Genomic DNA, 16268 nt, shown 5'->3' with positions numbered 1-16268 from the left:
TATCAGTGCTTGCGATTGACGGTCAGCGCGGCACGGATCACGTCGGCGCCGATGTCCGCTTCATAGGCTTTCCATACCGGCATCATTTTCTCGCGCCAGGCCTGACGCTGCTCCGGCGTCAGAGTGATCAGCTTGCTGCTGCCGCTGGCGAGAATGCGGTCACGGTCGCGCTGATTGAGCGCTGCGGCTTCACGGTTCACCGCCTGGGTGACTTCCAGAATGATGCCCTCGAGCTCCGAGCGCACCGCGAACGGCATCGTCATCCAGAACTTCGAACTGGTCACCAGCATGTAATTGAGCACACCGTGATTACTCTCCGTGATGAACGGCTGGACTGTGTGCATGTTCTGGCTGGCAATGTTCGACCAGGGGTTTTCTGCGCCCTGAACCACGCCGCCCTTCAGGGATTTGAACACGTCGGCGAAAGGCAGGACCACCGGTTTGGCACCGACCGCCTGGAACTGCGCTTCCAGCACGGCGGAAGGCTGCACGCGAAACGCCAATCCGGCGGCATCTTCCGGAACGCGCAGCGCACGCGTAGCGGAAAGCTGCTTCAGACCGTTATTCCAGTAAGCCAGGCCATAAATGCCGGAATCGGCCATGGAACGCAGCAATTCGCGGCTCATCTCGCGCTTCTGGAAGCGTTGAACGGCCGCCTGGTCGTCGAACAGGAACGGCAGATCGAAGACCTGTAGTTTTTTCGTGTACTTACTGAACTTCGAGAGGGAGGGCGCAAGCATCTGCACTTCGTTATTCAGCAGGGCCTGCATTTCGTCGGCGTCGCCAACCAGCGTCGAGTTCGGATAGACCTCCACCTTCACCTTGCCGGCCAGGCGCTCGTGCACCAGCTTCTGGAACATCAGCGCGCCCTTACCCTTGGGCGTGTCATCCGCCACCACGTGAGCGAACTTGATGACGACGGGGCCCCCTTCGGCTGCCATCACCGGGGCACTCAACCAATACAGGGCTGCGACCAACGCAGCGACACAAAACTTGAACATCTGACCCCCAACGGGAAAAGCTCGACTTCGGCGCCTTGTGAGCACCGCTCGAGTGATTTATCGATTGCGATACGACCCGACACACGCTGCTGCGCGACAGATCCATTCGAGTTTGGTTGGCCAGATCATTCACGACGATGAAGCGTCGGCGGCTGGCCTTTATTGGAATGCAGATCGTGAAACCCCTACGTTGAAGCCGTCGCGATCCGAACTGGAAAGTTTTCGTCATCGCCGGACGTGGCACAAGCGCGGGAAAGTCCAACCAGCTCTCAAAACGGCATATTGCATTTATCGGAATGACCGAACTTTCCCGCGCACGGCCGTTTCTACAGGCAACCACAAGTCGATAGCTAACGCCATGCACCAACGCCCATCGCACCAGCAACTCACTCTGATCGACTGCCTGATCGTAGGCGGCGGTCCCGGTGGGCTGACCGCCGCCCTGTACCTGGCCCGCTTTCGTCGCAGTTGCCTGGTAGTGGACGCAGGCTCCAGCCGGGCGTCATGGATCCCGCGATCACACAACTACCCGGGCTTTCCGCCAGGTATCAACGGCAACGATTTGCTAGTGCGCCTGCGAGAACAGGCCAGCAGTTACGGCGCCCTGCTCGAACACGGTCGGGTCGAGCATATCGAGCCACATGCAGAAGGGTTCAGCGTGCGTTACGGCAATCGGCGCTGCGTTGCCCGGCGCATCATCTTGGCCACCGGAATCGAGGACACGCTGCCGGATATGCCTGACGTCGAGCAGGCCATCGCAGAAGGCAAGGTCAGACTGTGCGCCATCTGCGATGGTTACGAGGTCAAAGGTGACAACGTTGCCGTGTATGGCGAAGCGGAATGCGCCATCAGTCACGCGGTGTTCTTGCGTACATTCAGCGATCAAGTCACCGTCGTGGTGCACGGCGAGCAGGACGCCTGTGATCAGGCCATCGCTCTGGCCGAACACTACGACATCCGCCTGATCAGCGACCGCGTCGAAGCCCTGCGCCCGTGCGAAACCGGTATCGAACTGATCACGTGCAGCGGTGACACCCATCATTTCGACATCATTTACCCCAGCCTCGGCGCACGTTTTCGCTCCGAACTTGCTCAGCAGCTCGGCGTAGGGTGCGACGAATGCGGCGGCGTGTTGGTTGATGAACATCTGCAGACTTCTGTACGCGGGCTTTATGCCATCGGCGACGTGACCATGGGCCTGAAACAGATGAGCGTCGCCATTGGTCAGGCTGCCCAGGCGGCAACCGCCGTGCATAACAGCCTGGAATCCAAACCCTGGGGTGGCTCGGCAGCCACGCGCTGATCAATTTCGTCCGGTTTGCAGCGCAGCCAAGCCGTCAGCGGAACAGGCAAATCAATGCAGAGCGCCGCCTCCTGACTGCCGACGAGGCGAGCGCTATGATGGCCACATTTACACGCTGCCCGAGATCGTCCATGACAGACCAAGACATACGCTGGCAACAGCGCCTGGCCAACTACAACCGCGCGCTCGCTCAGCTGACGAATGCCGTACAACTGGCTCAAACGCGCCCGCTCAGCGAACTGGAAAAGCAAGGCATGATCCAAGCGTTCGAGTTTGTGTTCGAACTGGCCTGGAACCTGATGAAGGACTATTTCCTTTATCAAGGCAATCCCGCCATCACCGGGTCGCGTGATGCAATCCGCACTGCGTTCAAGCAGGGCCTGATCGTCGATGGTGAAGGCTGGATGGAAATGATCAAGAGCCGCAACCAGACAGCACATACCTACAACGAGTCCATTGCCAACGAGATCGCAGGAAACATTACCACGCTGTATCACCGCCTTTTTCAGCAACTACAAGCGCATATGCAGCGGCTGGCTGAGCAAGCATGAATCACGAACCTCGGTTTGGCTTGCCAGCGCGCGCCATCGATAAGCTGAACGATGTGTTCCAGGGCTGGCCGCAGATTCAGCGTGTAGTGTTATACGGCTCGCGCGCGAAAGGTAATTTCCAGGCCGGGTCTGACATTGATCTGACGATCGAGGCGGATGCGTTGTCGCTTTCGCAGCTATTGGCACTGGAAAACCAGATAGATGAGTTACTTCTGCCCTGGATGGTCGACCTCTCGCTCAAGCGCCACATAGACAACCCCGCCCTGCTCGATCATATCCGCCGCGTAGGCGTGCCTTTTTATACGCGCCACGACGAAACATCGTCCGGCTGAGACCGCGCCCAATATTCAGTTAATCGTTATGCCTGGCCCGCCTTGCGCCAAAACGCAGTGCGCCGGGCATCCGTTAACAACGTTCAGAAGCACTTGGCGGTCTAGGATAGATACAGAGCCCGCCCGCTTCGGAGCACTTCATGTCACTCAGCGTTTTCGACCTGTTCAAGATCGGTATCGGCCCGTCCAGCTCGCATACCGTAGGGCCGATGCGCGCAGCGCTGCGCTTTGCCGATGGGCTCAGATGTGACGATCTGCTGGCAAGCACCGAGCGTTTGAAGGTCGAGCTTTACGGCTCGCTTGGCGCCACCGGCAAGGGCCACGGCAGCGACAAGGCGGTGCTGCTCGGGCTCGAGGGTGAGCTGCCCGAGGAGGTCGATACCGTCAGCATTCCCCAGCGCATGGCGGCGATGCGCGAATCCCACGAACTGCGCCTGCTAGGCGAGAAGACCATTCGGTTCGATGTCAGCAATGACCTGCAATTCATCCGCAAACCGCTGGCCTTCCATCCCAACGGCATGATCTTCCGTGCCTTCGACGGTGCCGGATTGCAGCTGCGCAGCCGCGAGTACTATTCGGTAGGCGGCGGTTTCGTCGTCGACGAACAGGCGGCCGGCAGCGACCGCATTGTTGAAGACCGCACGCCACTGCCTTATCCCTTCCGCAGCGCCGCCGAGCTGCTGGCGCTGTGCAGCGAGCACAGGCTGTCCATCAGCGAGCTGATGCTAGCTAACGAGGCCGCCTGGCGCTCGGAAGCCGAAACCCGCGCCGGTCTGCTGAAGATCTGGAAGGTCATGCAGGATTGCGTCACCGCCGGCTGCCGCACCGAAGGCGTGATGCCCGGCGGGCTCAAGGTGCGGCGCCGCGCCGCTGGCCTGTACCGCCAGCTCAGCGAGCACCCGGAAGCCAATCTGCGCGATTCGCTCAACGTGCTGGACTGGGTCGATCTGTATGCGCTGGCGGTCAACGAGGAGAACGCCGCCGGCGGCCGGGTTGTAACCGCGCCAACCAACGGTGCGGCGGGCATCATCCCGGCTCTGCTGCACTACTACGTGCGCTTCATTCGCGGCGCCAACGAGGACGGCGTGGTGCGTTTTCTGCTCACCGCCGCAGCCATCGGCATTCTCTACAAGGAAAACGCTTCCATTTCAGGTGCCGAGGTTGGCTGTCAGGGCGAAGTCGGGGTCGCCTGCTCGATGGGTGCCGGTGCCTTGTGCGAGGTGCTCGGCGGCACGCCACAACAGGTCGAGAACGCCGCTGAGATCGGCATGGAGCACAACCTCGGGCTGACCTGCGACCCGGTCGGCGGGCTGGTTCAGGTGCCGTGCATCGAGCGCAACGCCATGGGCTCGGTTAAGGCCATCAATGCCGCGCGCATGGCTCTGCGCGGCGACGGCAGCCATTTCATCTCGCTGGACAAGGTCATCCGCACCATGCGCCAAACCGGTGCGGACATGAAGAGCAAGTACAAGGAAACCGCCCGTGGCGGCCTCGCGGTGAACATCATCGAGTGCTGAATCGCTCCACACCTACAGCGGCCCAGCCGCTATGACGTCTCGCCGGCAGCCGGCTTCGTAGGCTGGTTTAGTCGAAGGCGTAATCCGCCGGTCCGACAGCATCAACACAAGTATTTTTCACCGGTTTGGTATCATTCTTCGCCAGCGGTTCGTGGGCGGAACAGGGACTCATCTCGCCACGCCACTGTCTTTATCACAGGCGCCCTGCCGTCAATGGATCGTCAAGCCGAGGAACCGATGAATAACCCCACAGAGCCATCGACCCCGAAGAATCTGAACGTGGCTCGTAGCACGCTTGATTTCCCCGTCGTCGGTATTGGCGCCTCGGCCGGCGGCCTGAAGGCAATCATGACCTTCTTCGAGCACATGCCCAGCGACTGCGGCATGGCTTTCGTCGTCATCATGCATCTCTCGCCCACGCACGAGAGCAACGCCGACAGCATCTTGCAGAACAAGACCCGCATGCCGGTCATGCAGGTGAAGCAACCAGTACCCATCGAGCGCAACCGGATCTACGTGATCCCGCCGGCCTTCGATCTGTCGATGAATGACGGCTATCTGCGACTGGTCAAGCCCACCCGTGAACGCGGCGCGCAGGTGGCCATCGACCTGTTCTTTCGCGCCCTGGCCGAGGTCCATCACACCCACGCCATCGGCATCGTCCTGTCTGGCGCTGGTTCGGACGGTTCGGTCGGTCTGTCACGGATCAAAGAACAGGGCGGCGTGACCATGGCGCAATTACCGGAAGATGCCGAATACGATTCCATGCCACGCAGTGCGATCGAAACCGGCATGGTCGATATTGTCTTGCCAGTACTGGAGATGCCCCAGCGGCTAATGGAGCTGAGCCGTAACATGCAGACGATGGAAATGCCTGTCGATACGCCCGCTGAAGCTGAACAAAACGGTAAGGCATCGCGGCGTTCACCGACCAATGCCAACCAATCGGCCCTGCGCGACATTCTCGATCTGCTGCGCAGCCGCACCGGGCACGACTTTCGACACTACAAACAGGCCACCGTGCTGCGGCGGATCGAGCGGCGCATGCAGGTCAATACCGTACATGACATGGCCGGCTATGCCCAGCTGCTGAATGAGCAACCAGCGGAAACCCCGTCGCTGCTGGCCGACATGCTGATCGGGGTAACCAACTTCTTCCGTGATCATGAGGCTTTCGAAGCGCTGGAGCGCGACATCATCCCGCAGCTGTTCGACCAGAAAGCCTCGCTCGGCCAGGGCGATGCCCTGCGTATCTGGTCCGCCGCCTGTTCCACCGGGGAGGAAGCCTACTCCCTGGGCATGCTGTTCACCGAGTACGCCGAGCGCAACGACCTGCCCACCGAGGCACAGGTGTTCGCCACCGACATCGACGACCAGGCGCTGGAGATCGGCCGCGCCAGCGTTTATCCCGAAGCGATCGCCACCGATGTGCCACCGTCCCGACTGCATCAGTATTTCACCAAGGAACAGAACCGTTACCGTGTGCGCAAGGAACTGCGCGAGCGGATTCTGTTCGCTCGACACAACCTTCTACGCGACCCACCCTTCTCGCGGGTCGACCTGATCTCTTGCCGTAACCTGCTGATCTACCTCGATCGGGACATCCAGAGCGAGGTGCTGCGCATGTTTCACTTCGCACTCAACCCCGGCGGTTATCTGTTTCTCGGCAACTCCGAGACGGCGGACATTTGTTCGCATCTGTTCGCCCCGGTGGACAAGAAAAATCGCATCTACCGCGCCCGCGAGCTCGGTAATCAGAGGCGTACGCCGATGCCCTCGTTGCAGAATTTTTCCGCCGACCCGCCCGCTCGCACCTCCGGAACGCCACTTACCCGCCGCAGCAGGCTCTCCCTCACCTACGCTCATCAGCGCGCACTGGAGCAGTACGCGCCGCCCAGCGTGATCGTCAATCACGAGTCGGAAATCGTCCACATGTCCGACCGCGCCGGGCAATTCCTGCGCTATGTCAGTGGTGAACCCTCGCTCAACCTGACCACCCTGGTACATCCCCAGCTGCGGCTGGCACTGCGTACCGCCCTGTATCAGGCCACCCATACCGGTAAAAACATCGAGGCCCGGCGGGTCAGCCTGGAGCGCGAGGGTCGCCGCTTTTACGTCAACATGGCGGTGCGCCCGTTCCGTGACGACGAAGCGGGCAGTGACTACATGCTGGTGCTTTTCGATGAAATCGAAGATAGAAATGACAAACGCCCCGCCACGCCTGGCGGGAACAGCGAGCTGACGCAGCTCGAATCCGAGCTGCAGCAGACCAAGGAACAGCTGCAGCTGACCATGGAGCACTCTGAGACTTCCAACGAGCAATTGCGCGCCTCCAATGAGGAACTGCAAGCCATCAACGAAGAGCTGCGTTCGGCGAGCGAAGATGTGGAAACCAGCAAGGAAGAGCTGCAGTCGATCAACGAAGAGCTGATCACCGTCAACGCCGAACTCAAGAGCAAGGTCGACGAAGCCGGCAAGGTCAATGACGACCTGCAGAACCTGATCTCATCCACCAATATCGCCACGCTTTTCGTCGACCGTCACATGCGCATCAAGTGGTTCACGCCGCGCGCGCAGGACATCTTCAACGTAATCGACAGCGACGCCGGACGTTCGCTGCTCGACATCACCCACCGTCTCGATTATCCGACGCTGTACCGCGACGCGTCCGAGGCGTTCGGCGAGCTGTCATTGGTCGAACGCGAAGTCACCAGTCAGGACAGCAAGTGGTATCTGGCGCGCTTCCTGCCTTACCGCACCACCGATGACCGCATTCAGGGTGCGGTACTGACCTTCATCGACATCACCGACCGGCGCAACGCCGAAGAGCGTGTACGGGCCGGTGAAGCTCATATGAAGCTGCTGGCGCAGAGCATGCGCGGCTACGCCATCATCACTACGGACCTGCAGGGCAAGATTACCGCCTGGAACCGTGGCGCGGAGTCCATCTTCGGTTACTCGGAACAGGAAGTGATCGGCCACTGCATCGACCTCATTTACACCGAAGCAGACCGTGCCGTAGGTGTGCCCGAGAGCGAGCGCAAGCGCGCGCTGGAACGAGGCCAGGCCACCGATGAGCGCTGGCATCTGCGCAAGGACGGCTCGCAGTTCTTCTGCAGCGGCCTGGTCAATCCGCTGGTGGACAACGCCGGCGATGTGATGGGCTTCGCCAAGATCGCTCGCGACCTCACCGAGCAGCAGCGGATCAACAGCCAGCACGCAAGCGAACTGGAAAGTATTCAGGCGGCGAGCTTGCAGAAGGACCAATTCTTCGCGGTGCTTTCCCACGAACTGAAGCATCCGCTCAACCTGATCCAGCTCAACACCGATCTCATCGCCCGCACGCAGTTTGTCAAGAACACGGCCAGCCTGACCAAGGCCGCACGGTCGATTCAGAACGCGGTGCGCAGCCAGTCGCAGATCATTGATGACCTGATGGACGTCTCGCGCATTCGCACGGGCAAGCTCAAGCTGAACTTCACCACACTGCATTATCAGGACTTGCTCACTGGTATCGAATCGGTATTCCTGCCGCTTGCACAGGGCGAGAGCGTAACGTTCGAAAGCACCAAGATCGAGGAGGCGCTGTATGTCCATGCCGACCCGACGCGCCTCGAGCAGATCATCTGGAATCTATTGAACAATGCCTGGAAGTTCACCCAGGGCGGTGATCGCATTTGCTTGCAACTCGCACGCGAAGGCAATCAGGCGCGTCTGGATGTAATCGACACCGGCCAGGGAATATCCGAAGACTTCCTGCCCAAGGTCTTCGACATGTTCGGCCAGGCCGAGATGCAGCATGCGGAGCGCTCCAAGCACGGCCTGGGCATCGGCCTGGCGCTGGTGAAGCAGCTGGTAGACGCACATAACGGCCGTATCGAGGCCTTCTCGGAAGGCGTAGGTCGCGGTGCCCGTTTCAGCCTTTGGCTACCGATACATCTGCAGGCCGAACTGGAACTCGGTCGAAGTGCCAGCGACGTTGCGTTGGGCGGCCTCGTCGGCATCCGCATCCTGCTGGTGGATGACTCGGTGGATATTCTCGAAACCATGCGCGAATTGCTGGAAAGCGAAGGCGCCGAAGTGACCACCGCCGACGGCGGCGCGCTGGGCATCGAGCTGGCCGAACAGACGCGTTTCGATGTGATCATTTCCGATGTCGGCATGCCGAAAGTCGATGGTCACAAAATGATGAGCGAGATCCGCAAGGGAACCACCAACGCCGACACACCGGGCATCGCCCTGACGGGTTACGGCACCCTGAGCGATGTCGAAAAGGCCAAGAGCGCCGGCTTCACTCTGCATTTGCGCAAGCCGATCGATCTGCAGGCGCTGATCGATGCGGTGATTCAGGCGGTAGGGTAACGGGCGTGTTTCTGGAATGGCGGCTGGAATTCAGGTGCCGCGCCGACACTGAGGGAGCTGTGCCTCGCGGACCTGCCTGAATCCTCACACTCCGGCGTGGTAACCCCTGCTTTGGCGCTCTGCGCCAGCAACGCATTAATCACTGCACGTCCTGAGCGCCCGGCAATAGAGCCGGCAATAGAGCCGCCGCGACTAAGTCATCGTACGACTTGGCTGATTTTCTGCCTGCTTGGGCGACACTGATGCAGGATAGGCCTGATCGACAACAGCTCGCCGCGCTAACAAAATGACATGAAACCTACGCAACAGAGCACTCCGCCAAAATATCTCGTACGGTTATATCTCTAGCGCCGCGCATCAGAAAAAACGTCAATTACGTTGCAACATCTATAGTCATATGATGTCTTATATCTCCTCACGCTTCCGCCTACAACAACAATTCGGAGATAGCTAATGGCCCACTCGGACGCCATCGATAAAGTCGTTCCCGCCCAGTCATCCTCGTGGCTGGGAAAAATAGTCAAACTGCTAGGCCCTGGCATCATCGCCGTTCTTTCCTGGCTGGGTGCCGGAGATTTGATCACCTCTTCCGTCGCCGGCGCTAACTATGGCTACGCAATGATGTGGGTGCTGGCCGGCTCGCTGCTGCTGCGCTTTCTAATCGTCAACATGATTGCGCGCTTCCAGCTTTGCAATAACCAGGGCTTGACCATCCTCGGCGGCTACGCCCAGCTCCACCCCGCCTTCGCCTGGTTCATGTTCGCCTACGCGCTGCTCATGGGGCATCTGATGAACGCCTACATGATCAAGGGCGCCGGCGAAGCCCTCGCCACGCTGCTGCACGTCGATCAACCGCTGCTCTGCTCAGCCGCGGTAGTGATCGGTGTGTGGCTGGTGGTAGGCCGCAGCATCTACGCGCTGATCGAGGGCGTGATGAAGGTGCTGTTGGCAATCATGACGCTGGCCTTCCTTTCGCTGGCCATCATGGCCGGGCCGGACGTCGGCGGCATCATCTCCGGCACCTTCGGCTTCAGCATCCCGAGCGACCAGGGCGTCCATGGCGCCTTGCTGGTGGCCGTCTCGGTGATCGGCGCGGTCGCCGGCTCGATCGCCAACTTCGTGCACCCCTACGTCATGAAGGAAAAGGGCTGGACCGGGCCGCAGCACAAGCGCATGCAGCGCAACGACCTGCTGTTCGCGGTGTTCATCGGCATCCTGATCAACCTGGCGATCTGGGTGGTCGGCGCGGAAATCCTGCGGCCCAACGGGCTGAAGGTCGAAACGCTCGACGATCTGGGCGCAGCGCTGGAAATGTTCTTCGGCCCGGCCGGCTGGTATGTGTTCTTCATCGGCGTGTTTGCCACCCTGTTCGCTAGCGTGGTGGGCAAGACGACCGCCTTCCCGATGCTGATCGTCGACGCCCTGCACTACTCGGCACCGTCCCGCCAGGCACGCTACGGGAAGAAGTTCCAGGACGATCCGCTACACAAGTGGTTCATGCTCTTCGTGCTGGTGACGCCGCTGATCTGGTCGCTGCCGGGCATGCCCGACTTCGTGACTCTGACCATCGGCGTGAACGCGCTGAACATCGTCGGCCTGCCCATCATCTCGATCGGCCTGCTGATCATGTCGAACCAGAAGAAACTGCTCGGCGAGTACCGCAATAACCTGTTCGAGAATATCGCCGTGGGTCTGGCGACGATCCTCGCGGTGTGGGTCGCCATCCAGCTCGGGACCGATTTGCTGGCCTGACCGGCAATCGCAGCGCGGATGCTCTGACGGCACCCGCGCTCGCCGCCTCGAAGGACTAACCTCCGCCGTCGCGCGCGATACCGATGCCGTATTCACGCAACTTGTTAGCCACTGTGGTATGCGACACACCCAGCCGTTTACCCAGCAAACGGCTGCTCGGGTGGCGCTGGTAAAGCTCTTCCAGCACCGCCTTCTCGAAGCGCCCAACGATGCTGTTCAAATCCCCTTCTAGCGAAAACTCACCGAGCGGCTGCGGCGTACCGTAATCCGGCAAACGGATGTGCTCCGGCTTGATCACCCCGCCCTCGCACAGCGATACCGCCTGAAAAAGGGTGTTCTCCAGCTGTCGCACGTTGCCCGGCCAGCGGTAGCCGGCCAGTCGCTCCAGCGCCTGCGACGACAGGCTCGGCAGGGCGCAACCAATCTGCCGGCTGGCCTGGTCGAGAAAGTGCAGCGCCAGCGGCTCCAGCCCATCCAGGCATTCACGCAACGGCGGAATATGCAGCGATAGCACGTTGAGCCGGTGATACAGATCCTGGCGAAACTCGCCCTTGGCGCAAAGCTCGGACAGGTCCAGTTGCGTCGCGCAGATCACCCGCACATCCAGATAGACTTCCTCGTCGCTGCCCACCCGACGGAAGCAGCCATCCTGCAGGAAGCGCACAAGCTTGGCCTGTAGCCGCGTGCTCATCTCGCCGACGCCATCGAGGAACAGCGTGCCACCGGAGGTCAGCTCCAGCAGACCGAGCTTGCCTTCCGGGCGCGCGCCTTCGAACGCACCAGGGCCGTAACCGAACAACTCGGTTTCGGCCATGGATTCCGGCAGCCCGGCGCAATTGAGCGCCATGAACGGCGACTGCCCGCGCGGGCTGGACAGATGACAGGCCCGCGCCAGCAACTCCTTGCCGGTGCCGGTCTCGCCTTCGATCAGCAGTGGCGCATCCAGCGGTGCCATACGTCGCGCCTCGCGGACCACCGCGGCCATCACTTTCGAACTTTGAAAGATGCTGTCGAAGCCGCGCAGCTCCTGCTTGCGCACGTTGTAGATGCGCTCGCCAACCCGGTCGGCGCGGTGCAAGGTCAACACCGCACCGGCCAACGCTTCGCTGTCGTCGTGCTCCGATTGCAGCGGGGCGATGTCGGCGAGAAACACGTCGCCCTTGATGGTCACGCGCAAACCGTTGATGCGCGCCTTGTTCGCCCGCACCAGCTCCGGCAGGTCGAAGTCCTCGGCGTAGCGCGACAGGCTCATGCCCGGCACTTCATCCACCCGCACCCCGAGCAGCTGCGCCGCGGCACGGTTGGCCGCCACGATGGCGCCAGCCATGTCGATGGACAGCACCGGAAACTCCAGCGCGCCGAGCAGCGCATTGAGCTCCAGCGAGTGCCGCTCGCTGGGCATCAGCCCGACCTTGCGCACCTCGAACACGCCTTGCAGCGCTTCTATCTTTGGTCGCAGTGCCTGCAGCTGCAGGTTCATCAGATTGGGACAATGCAGATAGACGGCGTTGCCATGCTCACCGCCGACCTCGCCGCGCGCAACGTTGATGCCGTAATCGACGAGCAGTTCGAGCATGTCCCGCAGAATGCCGATACGGTTCTGGCAGATGATCTTGATACGCATGCAAATGCCTTATGGCGTGGGGTTTGGCCGCGCCAACCTCTGCGCCACGCCATGATAAGCGTCAAGATTATTTGACACTCCACGCGCACCGCAAGCGGTCTCCTGGCTGGCTTGCGTTTCAGTAGATCAGGCCTTGCGTGGCACAACCTCGGGATTGGCCAGCTCGCAAGGCTCGCCAGCAAAGAAAGCCCGCACATTGGCGAAGGCATCGCCGAAATACAGCTCGTAACCTTGCCGCTCCACATAACCCAGATGAGGCGTGCAGAGCACTTTGGGATGCTGTAGCAATGGGTCCTGCGGGTCGGTCAGCGGCTCGTCCTCGAAGACATCGAGCGCCGCGAACCCCGGTCGCCCCTGGTTCAATCCGTCGAGCAGCGCGCCGGGTGCGATCAGTTGCGCGCGACTGGTATTGACCAGTAGCGACGTGGGTTTCATCAACGTCAGGTCTTCGCCGGTGACGATGTGCATCGTGCTGTCCGACAGGCGCAGATTGAGGCTGAGCACATCGACTTCGCTGAAGAAGGCTTGCCGGCTGGTAGCCGCCTGATGGCCATCGCGCCTGGCGGCTTCGCGCGATGCCTCGCTGCCCCAGACCATAACCGGCATCTCGAAGGCCTGGGCGTAACGGGCCAGCCGCTGGCCAATCTTGCCGTAACCCCAGATGCCCAGCGTCTGGCCGCAGAGTCGCTCGCCCAGATTGATCTGCCACTGCCCCGCATACAACGCCTGCATCGCCGGAAAGAGCGCGCGCCGCGCCATGAGCATCAGCGTCCAGGTGAGTTCGGCCGGTGCGATGGGAGAGCCCCGCCCTTCCACGACTGCCACGCCATGACGCGTACAGGCGGCGAGGTCGAGATGCGCGGAAACCTTGCCGGTCTGGCTGATCAGCTTGAGCCGGGGGAGCCGCGCCAGCAGCGCCTCGTCGATGACCGTACGTTCGCGCGTCAACACCAGGGCATCGGCGTCTGCGAAGCGTTCGGCGAGAATATTCGGATCCTGTTCCGCCTCGTGATAAACCGTCACCTGATGGCCGTCGAGCCGGTCGAAGCAGTCCAGCGAACGGATGACATTCTGATAGTCGTCGGGAATGACGATGTGCATGACGTGTTCTCCAGTGCCGCCAGCCCGATCGTCGAGCTGGCGTGTGCCAAATATTCAGACCGCACGCCAACCCGCAGCCGCCGACCGAGCAGCAGCTTCATTCGCTGCCGAGCTTGATCCTGTCAGGCTGACGCTTTTCGATGGCGTACTTTAGCAGCGCCGCGCTGCGGAAGATGCCATGGGCGAACTTGCCGTAGGGCATGGTCAGGAAGAAAGCCATCACCACGCCGAGATGCACCGCCAGTAGAACCGCCATCGCCCCGGTATCGCGGCCGATCAGCAAGCCGAAACCGGTCAGGCTGATCAGCAGCAGCAAGGCAATGAAACCTCGATCCATGGGGCGCTGCGCAACGTCGCCCTGGGCCGGGTCACGCTGGTAGCCGAGAACCAGCAGGCCCACCGGGCCGACGATCAGACCGAGGCCACCGACAATGCCCAGCAATACGGGCAGACTGAATACCGGATACGGCGCCTCCGCGCCGAGCAGGTAGTGGTAGAGCGTGGCAACGCCGGTGGCGGCAAAGCACAGCATGAATCCGTAGAAGGTCAGGTGATGAAAGCGCCGCCGCCACAAGGTGAAGCGGTCGCTCTCGTTGTTGCAGCCTTTGCCGTGGCCACCGTCCAGATACTTCAATTTGAGCACAGCGCCTGAAGCCTCCAGCGCCGCCGCCCCCGTGGCGACCGCCTCGGCGTCGCCCGGCGAGATGCCCTTCCAGAAACGCCGCACGCCGACTGCCAGCGCCAGCACGGCAAAGCCAAAGGCCGCACCGAACATCAGCGCCAGGGTGTTATGCGGGAACACCGCATAGAAATCTCCTGCCAACCGCCCGGGAAACAGGGTGCCGTTGATCAGCAGCGCCAGCAGCAGGAACAACGCCAGGCCGCCCGCCGAGGCCAGCGCCATGGTCAGCCCGTTGCGCCGATACAGCGTTCCGAAGGCAGCCGGCCAGGCGTAATCGGAATAGGTATCCACCCGCACCTTGGCCATCGCCTGGGGGATGTTGACCGCGAACTCGTGGGGCGCCGCGTACTGGCAGGCGTGCAGGCAGGCGCCGCAGTTATGGCAGAGGTTCGCCAGGTAATGGATGTCCGCCTTGGCGAAGTCCAGCCGGCGCGTCATCGCCGGGAATACCGCACAAAAGCCTTCGCAATAACGACAGGCGTTGCAGATGTGCATCTGCCGGTCGACTTCCGCTTCCTCGGCGCTCAGCACCGGAATCAACTCATAGCCCTCGGCCGTTGCGGGGCTCGCTTCCAGCACGATCGGTTCACGCAATTGCATGTTGTTTTCCTTCGCTCGGTGCAGAGATGTGGTGGCCGGTCGCGGCGGCGGCCTGGGTGCCGGCGATGCGGCCGAATGCGGTGCCGATGCTCATTCCGACGCCAGCCGTGTAGCCCTGGCCGAGCACATTGCCGGCCATCATCTCGCCAGCGACGAAAAGGTTCGGGCTAGGCGCGCCAGCGAAGTGCACCGCAGCGTGTTCATTGGTCTTGAGGCCGAGGTAGGTGAAGGTGACGCCCGGCTTCAGGGGATAGCCATAGAACGGCGGCGTATCGATGGGGCGAGCCCAGTGAGTCTTGGCGGGGTTGACCCCCTGGGTATGGCAATCGTCCAGACGGGTGTGATCGAAGCGACCGACTTTACAGGCGCGGTTATAGGCTTCGACGGTTTCCACGAAGGCGTCCTCCGGCAGCCCGAGTTTGCGGGCCAGTTCCGTCAGGCTGTTCGCCGTGGTGCCAGGGAACACCGGCGGCATGAAGCGGCCAATCGCCTTCTGGTCGATGATCGAATAGGCGACTTGCCCCGGCTGCTGCGCCACCAGACGCCCCCAGATGGCGTAGCGTTTAGGCCAGAAATCCTCGCCTTCGTCATAGAAGCGCCGCCCGTCGCGATTGAGCACCACGCCAAGCGACACGCAATCGATCCGGGTGCAGATGCCGCCGTCATAAAGCGGTGCGCGCGCATCGATGGCGACCATGTGGGCCTGGGTCGGATCGCCGATCACGTCGGCGCCCGCCTCGATCATGCTGCGCAACAGCACGCCGTTGTTGAAGCGCGTGCCGCGGATCAGAAAGTTGTCGGCCGGCCATTCGCCGCGCTCGTTCTGCCCCCAGGCCTCGCGGAGCCATTCGCGATTCGACTCGAAGCCGCCCGCCGCGAGCACGCAGGCCCGCGCCTCGATCCGCTCGGCCGGAAGACCGCGGCCACCAACTTCGCGCGCAGGTACGTGCGCAGCAACGAAGCGACCCTCTTCCAGCTCGATGGAATCGATCAGCGTGTCATAGCGAATCTGTACACCGAGCGCCTCGGCGCTGCGGTAGTAGGCGTTGACCAAGGCCTTGCCGCCGCCCATGAAGAAGGCATTGGTCCTGGCCACATGCAAGGCACCGGAAAGCGGCGGCTGAAAATGCACGCCATGGCGGCGCATCCAGCCCCGGCACGAGGACGAAGCGCGGATCGCGATGCGCGCAAGCTTTTCATCAGTGATGCCGCCGGTAACCCGGAGCAGATCCTGCCAGTACTCTTCCTCTGGATAGGCCTCGACCAGCACATCCTGGGGCTCGTCGTGCATGCAGCGCAGGTTGCGGGTGTGCTGTGAATTGCCTCCGCGCCACTCGCGGGGCGAGCCCTCCAGCAGCAATACGCTGGCGCCGGCCTCTCGGGCCATCAGGGCGGCGCACAGGGCGGCATTGCCCCCGCCGATTACTAGAACATCGAACATCG

11 protein-coding genes are annotated in these 16268 nt (G+C 61.6%); 6 read left to right on the top strand and 5 right to left on the bottom strand.

Translation table 11 applies throughout. From position 1 onward, the window contains the following. Nucleotides 1–2: 2 nt before the first annotated feature. The gene (locus D7241_RS00920; protein WP_408099923.1) at nucleotides 3–1001 is read right to left on the bottom strand and encodes a TRAP transporter substrate-binding protein; all 999 of its coding nucleotides are present in this window, start codon (nucleotides 999–1001) and stop codon (nucleotides 3–5) included. 358 nt (nucleotides 1002–1359) lie between these two features. Here D7241_RS00920 and D7241_RS00915 point away from each other — a divergent pair, with 358 nt between their 5' ends. The 6 genes from D7241_RS00915 to D7241_RS00890 all read left to right on the top strand — a co-directional run bounded on the left by D7241_RS00915 (nucleotide 1360) and on the right by D7241_RS00890 (nucleotide 10818). Then, nucleotides 1360–2304 carry an NAD(P)/FAD-dependent oxidoreductase gene (locus D7241_RS00915; protein ID WP_408099922.1) on the top strand — a complete coding sequence of 315 codons (945 nt, stop codon included), beginning with the start codon at nucleotides 1360–1362 and terminating at the stop codon, nucleotides 2302–2304. A gap of 131 nt (nucleotides 2305–2435) precedes the next feature. Continuing rightward, nucleotides 2436–2855, top strand: a complete 420-nt coding sequence (locus D7241_RS00910; protein ID WP_408099921.1) for a nucleotidyltransferase substrate binding protein — start codon at nucleotides 2436–2438, stop codon at nucleotides 2853–2855. Continuing rightward, nucleotides 2852–3187: a nucleotidyltransferase family protein gene (locus D7241_RS00905; RefSeq protein ID WP_408099920.1), complete on the top strand. Its 336-nt coding sequence runs from the start codon at nucleotides 2852–2854 to the stop codon at nucleotides 3185–3187. The genes D7241_RS00910 and D7241_RS00905 overlap by 4 nt, the downstream gene beginning before the upstream one ends. A 140-nt stretch (nucleotides 3188–3327) precedes the next feature. After that, complete coding sequence (locus D7241_RS00900) at nucleotides 3328–4704, top strand: L-serine ammonia-lyase (protein WP_408099919.1); 1377 nt, start codon at nucleotides 3328–3330, stop codon at nucleotides 4702–4704. 237 nt (nucleotides 4705–4941) lie between these two features. Next, on the top strand, nucleotides 4942–9066 hold the full coding sequence (locus D7241_RS00895; RefSeq protein WP_408099918.1) for a CheR family methyltransferase: 4125 nt from the start codon (nucleotides 4942–4944) through the stop codon (nucleotides 9064–9066). Between the two features lie 453 nt (nucleotides 9067–9519). Next, on the top strand, nucleotides 9520–10818 hold the full coding sequence (locus tag D7241_RS00890) for an Nramp family divalent metal transporter (RefSeq protein WP_408099917.1): 1299 nt from the start codon (nucleotides 9520–9522) through the stop codon (nucleotides 10816–10818). 55 nt (nucleotides 10819–10873) lie between these two features. Here D7241_RS00890 and D7241_RS00885 read toward each other — a convergent pair whose 3' ends face one another. The 4 genes from D7241_RS00885 to tcuA all read right to left on the bottom strand — a co-directional run bounded on the left by D7241_RS00885 (nucleotide 10874) and on the right by tcuA (nucleotide 16266). Next, entirely contained in the window at nucleotides 10874–12442 is a 1569-nt protein-coding gene (locus tag D7241_RS00885; protein ID WP_408099916.1) for a sigma-54-dependent transcriptional regulator, read from the bottom strand. Between the two features lie 126 nt (nucleotides 12443–12568). After that, nucleotides 12569–13543 carry a D-2-hydroxyacid dehydrogenase family protein gene (locus tag D7241_RS00880; protein WP_408099915.1) on the bottom strand — a complete coding sequence of 325 codons (975 nt, stop codon included), beginning with the start codon at nucleotides 13541–13543 and terminating at the stop codon, nucleotides 12569–12571. 97 nt (nucleotides 13544–13640) lie between these two features. Further along, a complete protein-coding gene (gene tcuB / locus D7241_RS00875) occupies nucleotides 13641–14825 on the bottom strand; it encodes a tricarballylate utilization 4Fe-4S protein TcuB (protein ID WP_408099914.1) in 1185 nt (394 codons plus the stop codon). Then, complete coding sequence (tcuA, locus tag D7241_RS00870) at nucleotides 14812–16266, bottom strand: FAD-dependent tricarballylate dehydrogenase TcuA (protein ID WP_408099913.1); 1455 nt, start codon at nucleotides 16264–16266, stop codon at nucleotides 14812–14814. The genes tcuB and tcuA overlap by 14 nt, the downstream gene beginning before the upstream one ends. Nucleotides 16267–16268 lie beyond the last annotated feature (2 nt).

Source organism: Stutzerimonas sp. VN223-3 (genome assembly GCF_045999685.1).
In the GTDB taxonomy this organism is placed as follows: domain Bacteria; phylum Pseudomonadota; class Gammaproteobacteria; order Pseudomonadales; family Pseudomonadaceae; genus Stutzerimonas; species Stutzerimonas stutzeri_AR.
This window is presented reverse-complemented; position numbering and strand designations above follow the sequence as displayed.

Excerpts from the sequence above, each read along its gene's own strand:
- tcuA (WP_408099913.1), bottom strand. The coding sequence starts at position 16,266 with ATGTTCGATGTTCTAGTAATCGGCGGGGGCAATGCCGCCCTGTGCGCC.
- D7241_RS00905 (WP_408099920.1), top strand. The coding sequence starts at position 2,852 with ATGAATCACGAACCTCGGTTTGGCTTGCCAGCGCGCGCCATCGATAAG.
- D7241_RS00900 (WP_408099919.1), top strand. The coding sequence starts at position 3,328 with ATGTCACTCAGCGTTTTCGACCTGTTCAAGATCGGTATCGGCCCGTCC.
- D7241_RS00910 (WP_408099921.1), top strand. The coding sequence starts at position 2,436 with ATGACAGACCAAGACATACGCTGGCAACAGCGCCTGGCCAACTACAAC.
- D7241_RS00885 (WP_408099916.1), bottom strand. The coding sequence starts at position 12,442 with ATGCGTATCAAGATCATCTGCCAGAACCGTATCGGCATTCTGCGGGAC.
- D7241_RS00895 (WP_408099918.1), top strand. The coding sequence starts at position 4,942 with ATGAATAACCCCACAGAGCCATCGACCCCGAAGAATCTGAACGTGGCT.
- D7241_RS00915 (WP_408099922.1), top strand. The coding sequence starts at position 1,360 with ATGCACCAACGCCCATCGCACCAGCAACTCACTCTGATCGACTGCCTG.
- D7241_RS00880 (WP_408099915.1), bottom strand. The coding sequence starts at position 13,543 with ATGCACATCGTCATTCCCGACGACTATCAGAATGTCATCCGTTCGCTG.
- tcuB (WP_408099914.1), bottom strand. The coding sequence starts at position 14,825 with ATGCAATTGCGTGAACCGATCGTGCTGGAAGCGAGCCCCGCAACGGCC.
- D7241_RS00920 (WP_408099923.1), bottom strand. The coding sequence starts at position 1,001 with ATGTTCAAGTTTTGTGTCGCTGCGTTGGTCGCAGCCCTGTATTGGTTG.
- D7241_RS00890 (WP_408099917.1), top strand. The coding sequence starts at position 9,520 with ATGGCCCACTCGGACGCCATCGATAAAGTCGTTCCCGCCCAGTCATCC.